Here is a 17,156-nt window from a genome sequence, read left to right on the forward strand (position 1 = left end):
GTTGCGCTGATCCGGCCTACGCCCCTACAAGTTCTGACCCTACCCTCTCTTCATTGGGAGGGGAAATATAAAAACCTCCCCAAAGGATTTCGTGTCACAGGAAGGCGGCAAGCGAGCTCATCCCCGGTCACATCGTTCACTATGTGACTGGGGTGTGCAAGTGCGGCCAACGCATCTGTGGCGTGAAAGACTCAGGGGGCCTCTGGAGACTCTGTGATGAATGACACCATTTATCAGCGGATAGAAGACAGTGCGCGTTTCAGGGAATTAGTTGAAAAAAGGCAACGGTTTGCCACGATACTGTCGATCATCATGCTGGTGGTCTATATCAGCTTTATTCTACTGATTGCTTTTGCGCCTGGCTGGCTGGGAACCCCGCTTCATGAGGGAACCAGCGTCACCCGGGGTATTCCGATTGGTGTGGGGGTGATTCTGATCTCTTTCGTTCTGACCGGCATCTACATCTGGCGGGCGAACGGCGAATTTGACCGTCTGAACAAGGCAGTACTGCACGAGGTTAACGCATTATGAAGAGAGTCCTGACGGCGCTTGCCGCCACACTACCCTTCGCGGCCAACGCGGCGGATGCCATTAGCGGTGCAGTACAACGCCAGCCAACCAACTGGCAGGCGATTGTCATGTTTCTGATTTTCGTTGTGTTTACGCTGGGTATTACGTACTGGGCCTCTAAACGCGTGCGTTCACGCAGCGACTACTATACGGCGGGCGGAAATATCACCGGCTTCCAGAACGGACTGGCGATTGCGGGCGATTACATGTCGGCGGCGTCGTTCCTCGGGATCTCCGCACTGGTGTTTACCTCCGGCTATGACGGGTTGATCTACTCGCTGGGCTTCCTCGTCGGCTGGCCGATCATCCTGTTCCTGATCGCCGAGCGTCTGCGTAACCTCGGTCGCTATACCTTTGCCGATGTGGCCTCTTATCGCCTGAAGCAAGGCCCGATCCGTATTCTGTCGGCCTGCGGTTCGCTGGTGGTGGTTGCCCTTTATCTGATTGCACAGATGGTCGGTGCGGGCAAACTGATTGAACTGCTGTTCGGCCTGAACTACCACATTGCGGTGGTGCTGGTCGGTGTGCTGATGATGATGTACGTGCTGTTCGGCGGCATGCTGGCAACCACGTGGGTGCAGATCATCAAAGCCGTGCTGCTGCTGTTCGGCGCCAGCTTTATGGCCTTTATGGTGATGAAGCACGTCGGCTTTAGCTTCAATAACCTGTTCACCGAAGCGATGGCGGTTCACCCGAAAGGCTCTGCGATTATGAGCCCTGGCGGGTTGGTGAAAGACCCAATCTCCGCGCTCTCACTGGGGCTCGGCCTGATGTTTGGTACGGCAGGCCTGCCGCACATCCTGATGCGTTTCTTCACGGTCAGCGATGCCCGCGAAGCGCGTAAGAGCGTGTTCTATGCCACCGGTTTTATGGGTTATTTCTACATCCTGACCTTCATCATCGGCTTTGGCGCCATCATGCTGGTCGGTGCCAATCCGGCGTATAAAGACGCGGCGGGCGCATTGATTGGCGGGAACAACATGGCGGCGGTACATCTGGCGAATGCGGTGGGCGGTAACCTGTTCCTCGGCTTTATTTCCGCCGTGGCGTTCGCCACCATTCTGGCGGTCGTCGCTGGTCTGACGCTGGCGGGTGCATCTGCGGTTTCTCACGATCTGTATGCGAACGTGTTCCGTAAAGGGGCGACCGAACGTGAAGAGTTGCGGGTGTCGAAAATCACCGTACTGGTGCTGGGCGTGATTGCGATTATTCTCGGCGTGCTGTTCGAGAATCAAAACATCGCTTTCATGGTGGGTCTGGCGTTTGCTATCGCCGCGAGCTGCAACTTCCCGATCATCCTGCTTTCCATGTACTGGTCGAAGCTGACCACGCGTGGCGCGATGATGGGCGGCTGGTTGGGTCTGCTGACGGCCGTCGTGCTGATGGTTCTTGGCCCCACCATTTGGGTACAAATCCTCGGTCACGAAAAAGCTATCTTCCCGTATGAATACCCGGCGCTGTTCTCCATTACCGTGGCATTCCTGGGGATCTGGTTCTTCTCTGCCACGGATAACTCGACAGAAGGGAATCGCGAGCGTGAGCAGTTCCGTGCTCAGTTTATCCGTTCCCAGACGGGCTTCGGCGTCGAACAAGGCCGCGCCCACTAATCGACACGCTTTTCCCCGGTCACGCTGACCGGGGATCCATTCTCAGAACATCAGCCTTGCCACCAGCGGGGCGACCAGCACCATCACCACACCGGAAAGCATCATCACCAGGCTGGCAACCACGCCCTCCTGCTGACCAAGCTCATACGAGCGCGCCGTTCCCGCACCGTGCGACGCCGCGCCAAATCCTGCGCCTTTCGCCATCCCTTCACGAATCGACAGACGTAAAAACAGCGCATCCCCGACCGCCATGCCAAAGACGCCGGTCACCACCACAAACAGCGCCACTAAATCCGGCTGCCCACCCAATGGTTCAGCCGCCGCAAGGGCAAACGGCGTGGTCACCGAACGCACCGCCAGGCTGCGCTGAATTTCGTCCGGCAGGGTAAATAAGCGCGCCAGCCAGACGGAACTGGTCACCGCGACCACCGTTGCCGTCACCACGCCTGCGGTCAGTGACATCCAGTGACGTTTGATGATGGCGAAATTGTCGTAAACCGGCACGGCAAAAGCGATCGTTGCCGGGCCAAGCAGCCACAACAGCCAATGGGATTCACCGATATAGCTTTGCCAGGAGATATGCCCCAACACCAGCATCAACACCAGCAGCGCGGGCGTGAGGACCAGCGGCATCAACGGCAGCTTACGAAAACGACGGTACAGACGTTTATTGGCGAAATAGATAACCAGCGTAATCGCCAGGCAGAGCACGCTGAGCTGGAGATTAGTCACGGTTTAACCTGCTTATCTCATAGCGATAGACCTTATCCACCACCCATGCCGTGGCACCGAGCACCATTAGCGTACTGATCGCAATGACCGAAAAAATCCGCCAGCCGTCCACCAGCAGCAGATGGGCATAGTTCACCACCGCCACGACCGCCGGAACAAAAAACAGCAGCATCTCCGCCAGTAGCCAGCGCGCCCCGGCGCGAACCCAGCTCAGCGGCAGGATGCGACAGACAATCAGCGCCAGCATCAACACCATCCCCACCAGATTGGCCGGTAACGGCAGATGCAGCCAGGAGACAAGATATTGCGCAACGATAAACAAACCTGCATACAGCAGTACCTGAACCGGAACCTGAAGTCGTTGCAAAACGGCAGGCGTAACGCGGCTTATCGCCACAGCCATGAGGGAACATCCTGAAAAATAATAGGGAACGCCAGTATAGAGAGACCCCGCCGATGACTGAAATGAATTAAAATCATTACAGGCATAGTCGGAAGGAATACTCATGGATATCAGAACGCTGCGTTATTTTGTTGAAGTGGTGCGCCAACAGAGCTTCACCCGCGCAGCAGAGAAGCTCTTTGTCACCCAACCGACCATCAGCAAGATGTTGAAAAATCTGGAAGATGAACTGAACTGTACGCTTCTGATCCGCGACGGCCGCAAGCTATTGCTCACCGATACCGGTCGCGTGGTGTTTGAACGCGGGCTGGCGATTCTGGCCGAGTTTCGTCAACTGGAAGCCGAACTGGGCGACATCAACCATCTCAACAAAGGGCTGCTGCGCCTTGGCATTCCGCCGATGGTCGGCATGCTGATGGCCGGACCGATCGGCCTGTTTCGCCAGCGTTACCCCGGCGTAGAGCTCAAGGTTTCCGAGTTTGGCGGGTTAACGGTGCAGCAGGCGGTGATGAATGGTGAACTGGACGTTGCGATGACCGCGCTACCCGTGGAAGAAGAAAGTGGTCTGGCGACGTTACCCGTATTCAGCCACCCCCTGTGCGTACTGGTGCCACGTTCCGGTCAGTGGACCACCTGCCAGTCCGTATCGCCAGAAGCGCTGGCCGAGCATCCGCTGTTAATCTACAACGAAGATTTCGCCCTGAGCCGCCAGTTAATGCAGTTGTTCAGTGAGCATGACGTCAAGCCGCGTATCGCGGTACGCAGCGGACAGTGGGACTTTCTTGCGGCGATGGTGCAGGCGGGCGTGGGGATTGCCATTCTGCCGGAGCCCATCTGCGAACGGCTGGATAAAAATACGCTGCGCTGGATCCCGCTGGAAAGCGAGTTGCGCTGGCAGTTGGGGATGATTTGGCGCGAAGGGGTGTATCTCTCACACAGCGCCAAAGCGTGGTTATCGTGCTGCGAAGGTTTTTGGGCGGAGCAAGTGCCCTCAGTTGCCCGTTAAGCATCCCGCCATCGGTGGCCTGTGCGATATCGATTTGCGCAGAAGTGATGGTTTACCGCCATGCGGTGACAGGTCTGAATGTTCAGGGAATGAAAACCCATGCGCGCAAGATCGGTCTGATGAGGTATATTCCGGCCTGACGCAGGTAAGATCCGCCTGCTATTCGCTGAAAGTACAAAAAACCGCCTTAAAATGCCGAAATGACCATCCTCTCGTAGTGCCGGTTTGTCTGCTGGCGTACCAATAAAAAAATGGTCAAATTTCAACCACCACATTCCAGGGATGAAAAAATTCAATTTCCTGTATGTGAACAGTAGGCCGGGCATGACGTTAGCCGCTGCCCGGCAAACAGGCGAGACAAAAAGCCCCTTATCTAATCCAGATTGTCAGCAAAATAATGATGAATGCGATAATCACCACCCGGATAAAGACTTTATCCAGCGATCCTCTGCACATCGCGCCCCCCTTTCAGAACAAGATTTGCCAGATTGCTAACAGCAGCACCAGCAGCCCCATCAGGAAAAATATCAGCGCGACGATAGTGTCCGGAGAACGGTTCATCTCAGCGCCTCCTTATCATCAGAACCACTGACCGAAACGTTTGATATAGAAACGCTTCATGCCCTGCGCCACCAGGCAATAGCTGAGCAGCGTCGCGACCAGCCACGGGAAGTAGCTTAGCGGCAGTGGCTCCAGCCCGACCATCGCTCCCACTGGCGAGAACGGAACGTAGATCCCGATCGCCATAATCACCGCGGTAGTGAGTAGCACCGGCAACGTCGCCCGACTCTGAATAAACGGAATTTTCTGCGTTCTCAGCATATGCACGACCAGCGTTTGCGACAGCAGCCCTTCAATAAACCACCCGGACTGGAACAGCGCCTGGGCTTCGACGTTATTCGCCGCAAACACGTACCACATCAGCGCGAAGGTGGTGATATCAAAAATAGACGACGTCGGTCCAATCCACAGCATAAAACGGCCGATGTTCTTCGCATCCCACTTGCGCGGTTTGCGCAAAAATTCGTTGTCCATTTTGTCCCACGGCAGCGAGAGCTGAGAGAGATCGTACATCAGGTTCTGTATCAGCAGATGAATCGCCAGCATCGGCAGGAACGGAATAAACGCGCTGGCCACCAGTACCGAAAAGACGTTGCCGAAGTTAGAACTGGCGGTCATATTCAGATATTTAATGATGTTGCCGAAGGTCTCACGGCCTTTGATCACCCCTTCTTCCAGCACCATCAGATCCTTTTCCAGCAGGATGATATCTGATGCCTCTTTGGCGATATCTGCCGCGCTGTCGACCGAAATGCCTACATCCGCATCGCGCAGGGCCGGCGCATCATTGATGCCGTCGCCGAGAAAACCGACGGTGTGCCCGTTTTTCTGCAGCATTTTCAGGATGCGCGACTTCTGCAGCGGCGTCAGTTTGGCGAATACCGCGCGCTTTTCCACTTCGCGCTCCAGTTCATTATCCGCCATCGCTTCAATCTGAGCCCCGGTCAGGATGCCGTGGGCATCAATGCCCACTTCCAGGCAAATACGCGCCGTAACCACCGGATTATCGCCGGTCAGGACTTTCACCGCCACGCCGTTGTCGCGCAGCGCGGCAATGGCTTTTCCCGCGCTCTCTTTCGGCGGATCGAGGAAAGTCAACATCCCTTCAACCGTCAGTCCCTGCTCATCGGCGGTGCACAGCGGCGTGGTCAGAGCGGAGTCATCCAGCTTGCGAGTTGCGACCAGCAGCACGCGGAAGCCCTGGGCGTTATAATCCTTCGTTTTGGCTAACAGCAGATCGCGTCGGGTTTCATCCAGCGCCACAACGTTATCGCCTTCACGAAGATGCGTGGCGACCATCAGCATCTCTTCGACAGCGCCTTTGCAGATCAGATTTTTGTCACCGTGGCGAACATCTTCCACCGAAACCGATACCCGACGGCGTACAAAATCAAACGGCAGTTCATCCAGTTTGACAAAACGCTCTTTGGTCGCTGACGCAATCCTGCCCTCGCCAAAGCGCAGCACCGCCCGGTCCATCAGGTTGCGCGCCCCGCTCTGGCTACTGCTATTCAGCCAGGCCAGCGTCAGCACCCGGTCGCTCTCATGACCGCTGACATCAAGGTGATGCTCAAGAATGATATTGTCCTGAGTCAGCGTGCCGGTTTTATCGGTACACAGCACGTCCATCGCGCCAAAGTTCTGAATGGCATTCAGCCGCTTGACGATCACTTTGCGCCGCGACATGGCGATAGCGCCTTTCGCCAGGTTAGAGCTGACGATCATCGGCAGCATTTCCGGCGTCAGGCCAACCGCTACCGCCAGGGCAAACAGCGAGGCCTCAACCCAGTCACCTTTGCTGAAGCCGTTAATCAGCAGCACAATCGGTACCATCACCAGCATAAATCGAATCAACAGCCAGCTGACGCTGTTTACCCCGCGGTCGAACGCCGTCTGGGTACGCGTGCCAACGATGGATTTCGCCAGCGAGCCAAACCAGGTACGGTTTCCGGTGGCCACCACCACCGCCTGCGCCCTGCCGCTGGTCACGTTAGTGCCCATCAGACAGATATTGCCCATCTCCAGCAGGCTTTTATTTTTGTTCGGCTCAGGAAGCCTGTCACACCCTTTGCCGGAAACGCTGGCCAGAACATCATACTTCTCAACCGGCAGCGACTCGCCGCTGAGTATCGACTGACTAACAAACAGGTCCCGGGACTCCAGCAAACGGACGTCCGCCGGAACCAGATCCCCTGCTGCCAGGAAGATGATGTCACCGGGCACCAGCTCCTCAATGGCAATCTCCTCCTGCACCGACCCCAGATTCCCGGGACCGCGACGCAGCACGGTAGCCGTGGTGCGGACCATGGATTTCAGCGCCTGCGCCGCTTTGTTGGTACGAAACTCCTGCCAGAAACGCAATAACCCGCTCAGGCTAACCATCGTGACGATAATGATGATCCCGGTCAGATCGGTCTCTTCGCCGTTACGCAGCGGTAGCCAGTAATCGGTCACGAAGCTGACGGCGGCCAGCGCCATCAGGACATAGATAAACGGGTTATTGAATGCCTGCAAAAGCTGGATCAATGCTGGCGGCGCCTGCTCATGCGCCACTTCATTGCGGCCATATTCATCCAGTCGTTCAAGGGCATCTTCGTTGGTGAGCCCGTGGCGACTGCTGTTTAACCGCGCCAGCGTATGATCCGGGCTGTTAAATGCCTCGGTTTCAATGGCGAAGCTTTTTTTATGCTGCTTATCATTTTCTGACGCAGACCGGTTTATTTTCCGGTTTACTATTTTCATGTCAGTCATGATTAATCCTCAAATTTAAGACGTCGTTATCCCTGCATAAATGATTTATGCATAATTCATTTTTACGTTATTAAACGCTTATTACTTTAATTGCCTGGGAATATTCATCATTCCCTCCTTAGACAAATGATTGTCGGAGTAGAATAGCCGCGAGGTTAACTCCCCTCGACACACCAGCGGACTGACGTAATGTTTTCGTCCCCGCCAACTCTTGACATAATAAGGTCTCGCGCTTTGCGGCAGTCGGTATTACCCACCAGTTCGATGCGAATTTCTTTATGCCCTTGTTCTTTTGCTGCCGTTGACACCAGTCCCTGAAGGCTGAGCGTCATCTCTTTACTGATATTAAGCAATAGCTGACGAATCGCGTTTTCATATTCGCTTTGACAGACAATATTCAGAACGTAGCATTTCTCTTCTTCTGTCGCGCCGGGGATCTGATTAATTCTCTGCGCCGCTTCGCGCAGTAGAATATTGGCGCAGAGGATTATCAGCGTTGCCGCCGCCGCTTGCCAGAACTGGCCCAGTCCACACAGCACGCCAATCGCCGCAGAGCACCACAAGGTTGCAGCGGTATTCAGGCCGCGCACGTTCATGCCTTCACGCATGATGACGCCGGCACCGAGAAAACCAATTCCGGAAACCACCTGCGCGGCAATACGTCCAGGGCTGTCCGGAGAGGTTGAAATGGAGCTCAGAATAAAAACCGCCGCGCCGGTGGCGACCAGCGCGTTAGTGCGCAGGCCGGCCATACGCTGACGCCACTGTCTTTCAGCGCCAATCAGCGCGCCCAATAGCATCGCAGCGAGTAAATTTGCGATATAAGGAAACATCAACATAGCTTCCTCCATTTATGTTGGAAGAATTAACTACGTGCTTTATTAAGCACACGACGAATTGTCGCCGGAAAGGCGATTAACGTCGCGTTGACGGTGGAGGGAATAATGTATTTTTAAACATGAACATGACGATTATCCTCGCAGCCATGCTGCGTTATTCTTTATGGGATGCAATCGTCTGGATGAGGAGATTGCTGCCCGCCGGTAGGCAAGCAGCGCAGAAAAAATTACGTCAGCTTGCCTTTATGTATAAATAAGGGTGACTGTCCAACATATTTCTCCTGTATGAATTTGTGCTCATTATAATCATTCAATTATTCGAGTAAAGTTAAAATCTCGCTTTAGTGACGATTTGTTTAGAATGACCTTAATGCGCAAAGCCCACCCCGGCGTGAACCGGGGTTAATTCACTAATCAAAGACGTCATTAATTATCGACGTCACGATCGCTGCTATCAGCACCTAATCCTGCCCTACCATGCACCAATCATAGCGGGATAGAACTAAGCAGCCTGAAGGCTGCAAATTTAAAATCTGCCGTCTCCCGGTCCTGTTGTTGCCATACACTACGCGGGATACGCATGACCTGACTACTTTTCTACAGACTGAAAATCGGTATGGCTCAGAATGACGTCGTTTCGCTCACCAGGCGATTCCAGGACATATCCGTCAGGGATTCGACGGTCCGCTGAATCTGCCGCCCGGGTCGATGCCCGGTAAGCGTAGCGCCACCGGGCAACATGACGGTGTTACTGATTTTCGATCAGTAACGCTTCCAGCAGGTCGAGATCGTGCAGCAGTTTTTGCAGCGTTTCATTGCTGATTTCACGCGTGGCGCGCAGGTGATACAGCTCCGCCCGCTCTGAACGCAGCGCCGCGAGACGGAAGCGGCGTTCCAGATTCTCTTCCTGGAGCGAACTCTCAACATCGTTACGCCCGTCGGCACGACGCCGCAGGTTACCGATGACGCGGGAACTCACCTCGGTCAGCAGCTGATTATCAATGTTCTCTTCGGTATCCGCCGCCAGACGCTCTTCCATCTTCTGAATGGCGACAATCGCCACCTCCGCCGTCGCCGCGCGGGCAATCCGCTCCTCTTTCAGTTGCTGAGAATGATCGGCCACTTCCAGATGTTGCAGCAGAATCGGCAGCATAATCACGCCGACAAACAGCGAGAACAGAATCACGCCAGCGGCCAGGAAGACCAGTTCGTAGCGCGCCGGGAAGACGTTGCCATCTGGCAGCAGCAGCGGGATAGACAGGACACCCGCGAGGGTGATAGCCCCGCGAACGCCCGCAAAGGAGGCGATCAAAATTTCCCGTGTCGTCCAGGAGCCAAACTCCATCGGTTTCTTTTTCAGGAAACGCATGCTGAAGTTTTTCATCGTCCACAGCCAGCCGAAACGCACCAGCATCAGCGCCACATAAATCAGAATGATATCGGTAAATAGCATCCAGATTTCCACGTTCGGATCGGCCTCCGCTGCCACCAGCGACGACTCGAGAATGCCCGGCAGTTGCAGGCCCAACAGCAAAAAGACCATGCCGTTAAACACAAACTCAAGCATCGCCCAGGTGCTGTTGGCGCGCAGACGCATCGCCAGCGGCGCACGGCGCATCACCCCGGAGCGGGTGATGGTCATCCCGGCAGCGACCGCCGCGAGGATCCCGGAGACGCCGATATGTTCTGCGATCAGGTACGATGCGAACGGCAGCAGGAACAGCAGGACGATTTGCGTCGCTGGCTCATCGCCGCCCCAGCGGCTGAGAAAGCGCAGCGAGCGACCGTACAGCCAACTGACCACAAAGCCCGCGAGGATACCGCCGATCGCCACCTTAAAGAACTCCACCGTCGCGCCGCCGACGGTAAACACCATCGTGCCCATCGCCACCGCAACGGCAAATTTCAAAGATACCAGACCGGAGGCGTCATTCATCAGCGCCTCACCTTGCAGGATGCCCATGATTTTCTTAGGGATCCGCCCTTCACCGACAATACCGGAAAGCGCAACCGCATCGGTTGGCGACAGCACGGCAGCCAGCGCAAAGGCCGGAATCAACGGAATGCCCGGCACCAGCCAGTAAATCAGAAAACCAATCCCGACCACGGTGACCAGCACCAGCGCCAGCGCCAGACCGAAAATCTCTCGCCCATGTTCAAGAAATTCTCGCGTTGGCGTCTTCCAGCCATCCGCAAACAGCAGCGGCGGGATAAACAGGACCAGAAACAGTTCGGGGTCAAATTCTACGTGCAGACCAAACGTGGGCCACGCCAACAGCGCGCCAATAGCAATCTGCATGAGGGGTAAGGGGAGCTGGAAGGGCAATACGCGCGTAAATACCCCGGACAGCGAGACCACAAGGGTCATGATGAGTATTGTGAAGAAGATTTCCATGCGTTCCCTGTTTGCGATGTTTCTTATGTGTTTGAGAGGCGTCGTGCCTCAATTTTACCTTTCTCAGAGTATCGCAAAAGACAACGAGTGTGTGCTGAAAATAAAAACGGGCGGCAAACGCCACCCGTTTTTCGGAATCACTTTCGGAATCAAATGGACCAGCCACCGGCATAGAACGCCACCAGCGCCACGGCGATCACTACGGTGCCGATGTTCAGCTTGCGCCATTCACCCGACACCACACGGCCAATCACCAGCGTGGCAAAACCAATCATGATGCCGGTCACGATGTTACAAGTCAGTACAATGAATACCGCCGTCACCAGACCCGCCATCGCATCGACAAAGTCAGCGAAATCGATTTTCGCCACGTTGCTCAGCATCAGCAGACCGACGTACATCAGCGCAGGCGCCGTGGCATACACCGGAACGAGGTAAGATAGCGGGGAAAGGAACAGGATCAGCAGGAACAGCACGCCAACGGTAATGGCGGTCAGGCCAGTTTTCCCCCCCGCCGCCGTACCGGCTGCCGACTCAATGTAGACTGCTGCCGGCGCCGCACCCACCAGACCGGAGAACACGCTGCTCAGGGAGTCTGTGGTCAGTGCTTTACCGCCGTCAATAATCTGCCCGTCTTTATCCAGCAGATTCGCCTGACCCGCCACGGCACGGATGGTGCCGGTGGCATCAAACACAGCGGTCATTACCAGCGCCAGAACGCTTGGCAGAACAACCGGGTTCAGCGCGCCCATGATATCCAGGCTGCCAATCAGTGATTTACCGGTTTCATCGCTCAGCGACGGCATGGCAAAAATGCCGGAGAATTTCACCGCCGGATCGAAAATCAGACCAACGACAGAAATGCCGATAATAGTCAGCAGAATACCGCCCGGCACTTTCAGTTTCTCCAGACCGATAATTACCGCCAGACCCACCAGCGACATAATCACCGGGAAGGTAGCGAAGTGACCAAGCGCTACGGGCAGACCATCCAGCGGGTTCTTGATAACCAGACCCACGCCGTTCGCCGCAATCAGCAGTAAAAACAGACCGATACCGATACCGGTACCGTGCGCGATACCCTGCGGTAAATTGCGCAGGATCCAGCTACGAATCCCGGTGGCGGAGATAATGGTAAACAGTACACCCATCAGGAATACCGCACCCAGTGCGACCGGAACGCTAATCTGCTGGCCCAGTACCAGACTGAACGCGGTGAAGGCGGTCAGCGAGATGGCGCAACCAATCGCCAGCGGCAGGTTGGCCCACAACCCCATGACGATAGAGCCCAGACCGGCCACCAGACAGGTCGCGACGAACACCGCCGCGGGCGGGAATCCGGCTTTACCCAGCATGCCAGGCACGACGATAACGGAGTACACCATCGCCAGAAACGTTGTTAAACCTGCCACCACTTCCTGACGGACAGTGCTTCCACGTTGTGAAATTTTAAACCAGGCGTCGAGCGAACCGCCGGTACGCGCTGAAGGCGTAGACATAGAAAACATCCCCTGAGAGTTTATTATTCGTTCTTATGCGTGGTGGACAATCCACTGCCAGCGCAACGTCAACTCCCTGTGCTCTGATCGCGACAAAGAGGGGTGTCGCAAAAAGCAAACGTTTAGCTCCGCGCATAAAAAAACGGGTTGTAAAAAAAGCAAACGATTATCCAGCGATCATACGAGGATTTTCAACTGAACTTTGCCGCTTTTTACTCATTTCTTGCACTAACGCTGAAGAAATCACCAACTGATGCGCAAACGTTATCGTCAATGCGCAATCCGGCAACATAGTTAGCCGGATCGCGTCGCAAATGCAGGAGGCAAGACGGTTAAAAAACCGCCATCAACCACCGGGAATGGCAAAAGGTCCTCCCTGCTGAATGGCACGTTGCCAGGCAGGACGCATTTCCACGCGTTTTTTCCACGCGCTGATATGGGGAAGATCGGCAATACCACCGCGCGCCAGTAGCGCAAAAAGAGGAAAACTCATCTGGATATCCGCCATGCTGAGATGGTCTCCGGCAAACCACGGACGCTCAGCGAGGTGCGCGTCAATAAAGCGCGCGTGGGTTTCCAGTTGCGGATTGAGATACGCTTTTTGTACGCCCTGCCCCAGCACGCCGCCCAGCGTGCGCAAACCAAACGGCACGGGCGGTTTCCCCAGACTGGTGAAGACCAGCTTCATTAACAGCAACGGCATCAGCGAACCCTCGGCGTAATGCAACCAGAAGCGATACTGGAGAACGGATTGTGCATCAGCCGGTTTAAACTTCCCTTCGCTGTCATAGGTGTCCTGCAAATAGTCGAGAATCGCCCCTGACTCCGCGAGGATCGCGCCGTTATCTTCCACTACGGGGGATTTCCCCAGCGGATGAATTTTCTTCAGTGCCGGCGGAGCGAGCATGTTCTTTTCACGCTGGTAACGCACAATCTGGTAAGGCAGCGATAGCTCCTCCAGCGCCCAGAGAATGCGCTGTGAGCGGGACTGGTTTAAATGATGCACCGTCAGCATGATGTTCTCCCGTCATTTCCTCATACTCACTCTAGTAAATTATGGGAGATGGCGAAAAAAATTCGCCTAAAAAGTCGCCAGATACACTGGCAAACGGGATAACGCGGCTTACACTTACAGTATCAACACAAACCGGAACCTCCACCACGTGCTCGAATGAGGGGTGTTGACGTCGGGGGAAACCCTCCCGTGAACCAGCGGGATAGAGAGAAAGACAAAGACCGGAAAACAAACTAAAGCGCCCTTGCGGCGCTTTAGTTTTGTTCATCTTCCAGCAGACGCGCGCCCGTACCCTCTTCGCCCAGCCGATCTCCGGGGTTACGTAACGGACAGTCTTTGCGCGACAAGCAGCCACAGCCGATGCAACCATCCAGCTCATCACGCAGCGCCACCAGCGTATGAATGCGACGGTCCAGCTCTTCGCGCCATTGCGAGGAGAGTTGCTTCCACTCTTTAGCGCTGAGGGTATGACCTTCCGGCAACACGCCCAGTGCTTCACTGATAGTCGCCAGTGGGATACCGATTCGCTGAGCAATCTTGATAATCGCGACATAACGCAACACGTCACGCCGGTATCTGCGCTGATTGCCGCTGTTGCGGATACTGCTGATAAGCCCCTTACTTTCATAGAAATGCAATGCGGACACCGCCACGCCGCTACGCTTTGCCACTTCGCCCGGCGTGAGCATCGCTTTTATACGCGGTAATTTCTTTTCCATAAATCGCTTTACCTCAAGTTAACTTGAGGAATTATACTCGCCCGCAGACAAATAGACGAATCGAACACTGAGAAGGAGGCAGCAATATGTCCCATCAGCAAATTATTCAGACCCTTATTGAATGGATTGATGAACATATCGACCAACCGCTGAACATTGATGTGGTCGCGAAAAAATCAGGTTATTCAAAGTGGTATTTACAGAGGATGTTCCGCACAGTAATGCGCCAGACGTTGGGTGACTATATCCGTCAGCGCCGACTGCTGTTGGCCGCCGTTGAGCTGCGCAACACCGAGCGACCGATATTCGATATTGCGATGGATTTAGGTTATGTGTCGCAACAGACATTTTCCCGCGTGTTTCGCCGGGAATTTGATCGCACCCCCAGCGACTACCGCCACCGCCTGTAGTATTACTGCCCGCGCTGCATCAGGAGTGCGGGCGGTTGTTGCAGCCAGTGAATGAAGTCCTGCGGCGGCAGCGCCTTCGCAAAGTGCCACCCCTGACAGTACTGCACCCCGCGTTTAAGCAGCCAGCTCACCTGATCCGCCGTCTCCACGCCTTCTGCGATGGTTTTCAGACGCAGGCTTTGCGCCATCTCAATGATATGTTCCGCAATCAGATGGCTGGTACTGTTGGTGGTCAGCGTATCGATAAAGGACTTGTCGATCTTAAGAATATCAACGTTCAGGGAATAGAGGTTGTGCAGGTTAGAGTAGCCGGTGCCGAAATCATCAATCGCCACTTCATAGCCTGCCTGACGAAATGCCTGGATCACCGGCGTGGTTTTCGGCACATCGATAAATCCTCGCTCGGTCACTTCGACTTTTATTTGTTGCGCAAGCACGCCATGTTCGCGCGCTTTATCCGCGATCATGGCAATCAATCGTGAAGAGTGGAAATCCGATGCGGAAAGGTTGATAGAGATATACAACTGTGGGTTTGCAGCCAGAAACGTCCCCATATCACTGAACACTTCTTCCACCACGTAGTCGGTAATCTGCGCGATCATCCCCTCTTTTTCCGCCAGCGGGATAAACTCCGCCGGACTCATCACCTGATCTTTACAACCCGGCCAGCGCAGCAGCGCTTCCGCCCCCACGCATTTCTCGTTTTTGATATCAATGATCGGCTGATAGTGCAGGCAAAGCTGACGCTGTTTAAGCGCGCGCTGGAGCATGCGCCGCGGCGAGTAGTATTGCCGACGCGCCCGAGACCAGAACATTAATAGCAAAATACTGCTGATGACCGCCAACGGAAGCGCGATCAGCAATTGCTGATACAGATTCTGATAAAACCGCTGCATCGAGGTCGACACAATGACCGCTATGGGGCGTTTATCCGATTGGACGACGGTATAAAAACGGTCGTCCTGCCGGAAGACAGACTGATTACGCTGGACCAGTGGCAACAGTTGAGCCGCCCAGGCCTGTTCGCTAAGGGAGAAAAAGGTGTTGGTTACCGTGTCATAGACCCCCCAGGCCAGCTCGGGGTCTTCGGACATCACTTCGCTATATGACAATGGATTGATCACGGCAACATAGTTTCCACGTTGCATATACGTCATTTTATAACCGGTGAAAAAAGGCGTATCGCGAAAGTAATAAATAGCGATATTGGGTTTTCGTTTATAGTTTGCCGTTGGCATAATATAGGGCGCTGACGGTGCCATTACCGTTGAGCATAAAAAACGATCGCCTTGCGCATAAATTAACTCGTTGATATACAGGCGCCCTCGGATAATATTCAACATTCGTTGTTGATGCGCCGGCGTACACGCTTGTCCCTGATACTGTTCAGCGGCATCGCGGGCTAAGTCTGCCTGTAAAACGACCAGTTCTGTTTTATCTAAAGCCAGATGAGCAAAAATGCTCAGTTGCTTACTGGTTTGGGACGTTGCTTGCAGGTGGGCAAACCATAGCGCCAGCATCACGGGGAGCAAAACCACCATGATTATCCCGAGGAACCTCAGCACCTTGCGTCGCACCCGATGATTCATTTCCGCCCTATATCCCTGCATTTCATATGCCTGTTATCATCAAGACAGGATGCTAAATTACACAGGTGGTTACGTTGCATGAATCTATCAATATTAGCAACAGACTTTTATTAGCAAAAGTCTGATATTGCAGGATGGTGATAATATTCGACCATAAAGCAAACCCGCAGTGACGATTAATTTTATTAAGGGTAATCCATTCAGCGAAAGGAGTCGTGTTTTATGAAAGTTTTGTTGGCTCATTCGCAAAATGAAATTAAGTTAAATTTCTTCGTCTGCTTATTTTTTGACAATACAAACAAGGTAAAGCCATTGCCTCTTTATTACGTCGCGCTTTTCGGTTGCACCACGGTGAAAGTGTGTCGATCATTGAATCAATAACCATGTTTTTATTAAGGTTATAAAGCAGACAAAAAAGAAGTCGACAGGCTGGCGAATGGTCGCCTAACCGTGATATAGTTCACAAATATTATGAAACAAAAACAATGTTTCATTCGATATTGATGTGAATGCCCATCGATAGCCAGAGTGCGCCACGCCTCCCGTGAAAACGCCGCGCTGTCCAGGGCACCTGCTATTCTCAGAGGAAATATTTCATGGCTACCCTAACCACTGGCGTGGTTCTTCTCCGCTGGCAGCTGCTGAGCGCTGTGCTCATGTTTCTCGCCAGCACATTGAATATTCGTTTTCGTCGCTCAGATTACATTGGTCTGGCAGTGATCAGCAGTGGGCTCGGGGTTGTCGCCGCCTGTTGGTTTGCGACGGGATTACTCGGCATCACCCTGATGGATCTCTCCGCCATCTGGAACAACATTGAATCCGTGATGGTTGAAGTAATGAGCCAGACGCCGCCGGAATGGCCGATGGTATTGACCTGATTTCACCTAAGCCTCCCTGACGGAGGCTTTTTTATTGTTTCCAGATAATCCCGTCGGTGTTTGTTGTGGACACACTCGATTCCCCTTCGATTTCAGCAAGCCCGCCTCGATTATTCGCTTATATGGCGCGGCCCGTTTATTCGGCAGGCTGCGCTTTATAATATATTTCCCCGTTGTCTCTG

The 17,156-nt window shown here is 54.1% G+C and carries 16 protein-coding genes; 5 read left to right on the top strand and 11 right to left on the bottom strand.

Annotated elements, in window-relative coordinates:
• The first annotated feature begins 216 nt into the window (after positions 1-216).
• Positions 217-531 carry a DUF485 domain-containing protein gene (locus tag HVZ37_RS20410; RefSeq protein ID WP_042999058.1) on the top strand — a complete coding sequence of 105 codons (315 nt, stop codon included), beginning with the start codon at positions 217-219 and terminating at the stop codon, positions 529-531.
• Positions 528-2,177 (top strand): cation/acetate symporter ActP, encoded by a 1,650-nt coding sequence (gene actP, locus HVZ37_RS20415; protein WP_042999057.1) that lies wholly within the window; start codon positions 528-530, stop codon positions 2,175-2,177. The genes HVZ37_RS20410 and actP overlap by 4 nt, the downstream gene beginning before the upstream one ends.
• 42 nt (positions 2,178-2,219) lie before the next feature.
• On the opposite strand, the gene HVZ37_RS20420 is transcribed toward actP, so the two are convergent.
• Together HVZ37_RS20420 and HVZ37_RS20425 are read right to left on the bottom strand one after the other, a co-directional pair.
• Entirely contained in the window at positions 2,220-2,909 is a 690-nt protein-coding gene (locus HVZ37_RS20420) for an LrgB family protein (protein WP_044257358.1), read from the bottom strand.
• Entirely contained in the window at positions 2,902-3,312 is a 411-nt protein-coding gene (locus HVZ37_RS20425; RefSeq protein ID WP_042999055.1) for a CidA/LrgA family protein, read from the bottom strand. Before HVZ37_RS20425 ends, HVZ37_RS20420 begins: the two co-directional genes overlap by 8 nt.
• 103 nt (positions 3,313-3,415) lie before the next feature.
• On the opposite strand from HVZ37_RS20425, the gene HVZ37_RS20430 reads away from it, so the two are divergent.
• Positions 3,416-4,318, top strand: a complete 903-nt coding sequence (locus HVZ37_RS20430) for a LysR family transcriptional regulator (protein WP_042999054.1) — start codon at positions 3,416-3,418, stop codon at positions 4,316-4,318.
• A 369-nt stretch (positions 4,319-4,687) separates the two neighbouring features.
• Here HVZ37_RS20430 and mgtU read toward each other — a convergent pair whose 3' ends face one another.
• The 8 genes from mgtU to soxR all read right to left on the bottom strand — a co-directional run bounded on the left by mgtU (position 4,688) and on the right by soxR (position 14,097).
• The gene (gene mgtU / locus HVZ37_RS23230) at positions 4,688-4,774 is read right to left on the bottom strand and encodes a magnesium transporter protection protein MgtU (protein ID WP_256434421.1); all 87 of its coding nucleotides are present in this window, start codon (positions 4,772-4,774) and stop codon (positions 4,688-4,690) included.
• A 12-nt stretch (positions 4,775-4,786) separates the two neighbouring features.
• A complete protein-coding gene (gene mgtR, locus HVZ37_RS20435) occupies positions 4,787-4,879 on the bottom strand; it encodes a protein MgtR (RefSeq protein WP_094030729.1) in 93 nt (30 codons plus the stop codon).
• 18 nt (positions 4,880-4,897) lie between these two features.
• Positions 4,898-7,630, bottom strand: a complete 2,733-nt coding sequence (mgtA, locus tag HVZ37_RS20440; RefSeq protein ID WP_044264109.1) for a magnesium-translocating P-type ATPase — start codon at positions 7,628-7,630, stop codon at positions 4,898-4,900.
• 155 nt (positions 7,631-7,785) lie between these two features.
• The gene (locus HVZ37_RS20445; protein WP_042999052.1) at positions 7,786-8,481 is read right to left on the bottom strand and encodes an MgtC family protein; all 696 of its coding nucleotides are present in this window, start codon (positions 8,479-8,481) and stop codon (positions 7,786-7,788) included.
• 736 nt (positions 8,482-9,217) lie between these two features.
• Complete coding sequence (locus tag HVZ37_RS20450; protein WP_042999051.1) at positions 9,218-10,864, bottom strand: Na+/H+ antiporter; 1,647 nt, start codon at positions 10,862-10,864, stop codon at positions 9,218-9,220.
• A gap of 149 nt (positions 10,865-11,013) precedes the next feature.
• Positions 11,014-12,363 carry a guanine/hypoxanthine transporter GhxP gene (ghxP, locus tag HVZ37_RS20455; protein ID WP_044326546.1) on the bottom strand — a complete coding sequence of 450 codons (1,350 nt, stop codon included), beginning with the start codon at positions 12,361-12,363 and terminating at the stop codon, positions 11,014-11,016.
• Between the two features lie 346 nt (positions 12,364-12,709).
• Entirely contained in the window at positions 12,710-13,378 is a 669-nt protein-coding gene (locus tag HVZ37_RS20460; protein WP_109739577.1) for a glutathione S-transferase, read from the bottom strand.
• Positions 13,379-13,632: 254 nt separating this feature from the next.
• Positions 13,633-14,097 (bottom strand): redox-sensitive transcriptional activator SoxR, encoded by a 465-nt coding sequence (gene soxR / locus HVZ37_RS20465; RefSeq protein ID WP_042321119.1) that lies wholly within the window; start codon positions 14,095-14,097, stop codon positions 13,633-13,635.
• Positions 14,098-14,183: 86 nt separating this feature from the next.
• On the opposite strand from soxR, the gene soxS reads away from it, so the two are divergent.
• Positions 14,184-14,507 carry a superoxide response transcriptional regulator SoxS gene (soxS, locus tag HVZ37_RS20470; RefSeq protein WP_042321117.1) on the top strand — a complete coding sequence of 108 codons (324 nt, stop codon included), beginning with the start codon at positions 14,184-14,186 and terminating at the stop codon, positions 14,505-14,507.
• 2 nt (positions 14,508-14,509) lie between these two features.
• Here the strand turns inward: soxS and HVZ37_RS20475 are convergent, their stop codons facing one another.
• Entirely contained in the window at positions 14,510-16,096 is a 1,587-nt protein-coding gene (locus HVZ37_RS20475; protein ID WP_042999049.1) for an EAL domain-containing protein, read from the bottom strand.
• Positions 16,097-16,692: 596 nt separating this feature from the next.
• Between HVZ37_RS20475 and HVZ37_RS20480 the strand changes: the two genes are divergently transcribed.
• Entirely contained in the window at positions 16,693-16,974 is a 282-nt protein-coding gene (locus tag HVZ37_RS20480; RefSeq protein ID WP_042999048.1) for a YjcB family protein, read from the top strand.
• Positions 16,975-17,156: the final 182 nt, after the last annotated feature.

This window comes from Citrobacter sp. RHB35-C17, assembly GCF_013816795.1.
GTDB lineage: Bacteria > Pseudomonadota > Gammaproteobacteria > Enterobacterales > Enterobacteriaceae > Citrobacter_A > Citrobacter_A amalonaticus.

Coding starts and splice junctions, on each gene's coding strand:
- HVZ37_RS20450 (WP_042999051.1), bottom strand. CDS start 10,864: ATGGAAATCTTCTTCACAATACTCATCATGACCCTTGTGGTCTCGCTG.
- actP (WP_042999057.1), top strand. CDS start 528: ATGAAGAGAGTCCTGACGGCGCTTGCCGCCACACTACCCTTCGCGGCC.
- ghxP (WP_044326546.1), bottom strand. CDS start 12,363: ATGTCTACGCCTTCAGCGCGTACCGGCGGTTCGCTCGACGCCTGGTTT.
- HVZ37_RS20430 (WP_042999054.1), top strand. CDS start 3,416: ATGGATATCAGAACGCTGCGTTATTTTGTTGAAGTGGTGCGCCAACAG.
- soxS (WP_042321117.1), top strand. CDS start 14,184: ATGTCCCATCAGCAAATTATTCAGACCCTTATTGAATGGATTGATGAA.
- HVZ37_RS20425 (WP_042999055.1), bottom strand. CDS start 3,312: ATGGCTGTGGCGATAAGCCGCGTTACGCCTGCCGTTTTGCAACGACTT.
- HVZ37_RS20460 (WP_109739577.1), bottom strand. CDS start 13,378: ATGCTGACGGTGCATCATTTAAACCAGTCCCGCTCACAGCGCATTCTC.
- HVZ37_RS20480 (WP_042999048.1), top strand. CDS start 16,693: ATGGCTACCCTAACCACTGGCGTGGTTCTTCTCCGCTGGCAGCTGCTG.
- mgtA (WP_044264109.1), bottom strand. CDS start 7,630: ATGACTGACATGAAAATAGTAAACCGGAAAATAAACCGGTCTGCGTCA.
- HVZ37_RS20410 (WP_042999058.1), top strand. CDS start 217: ATGAATGACACCATTTATCAGCGGATAGAAGACAGTGCGCGTTTCAGG.
- mgtR (WP_094030729.1), bottom strand. CDS start 4,879: ATGAACCGTTCTCCGGACACTATCGTCGCGCTGATATTTTTCCTGATG.
- HVZ37_RS20475 (WP_042999049.1), bottom strand. CDS start 16,096: ATGAATCATCGGGTGCGACGCAAGGTGCTGAGGTTCCTCGGGATAATC.
- soxR (WP_042321119.1), bottom strand. CDS start 14,097: ATGGAAAAGAAATTACCGCGTATAAAAGCGATGCTCACGCCGGGCGAA.
- mgtU (WP_256434421.1), bottom strand. CDS start 4,774: ATGTGCAGAGGATCGCTGGATAAAGTCTTTATCCGGGTGGTGATTATC.
- HVZ37_RS20445 (WP_042999052.1), bottom strand. CDS start 8,481: ATGGAGGAAGCTATGTTGATGTTTCCTTATATCGCAAATTTACTCGCT.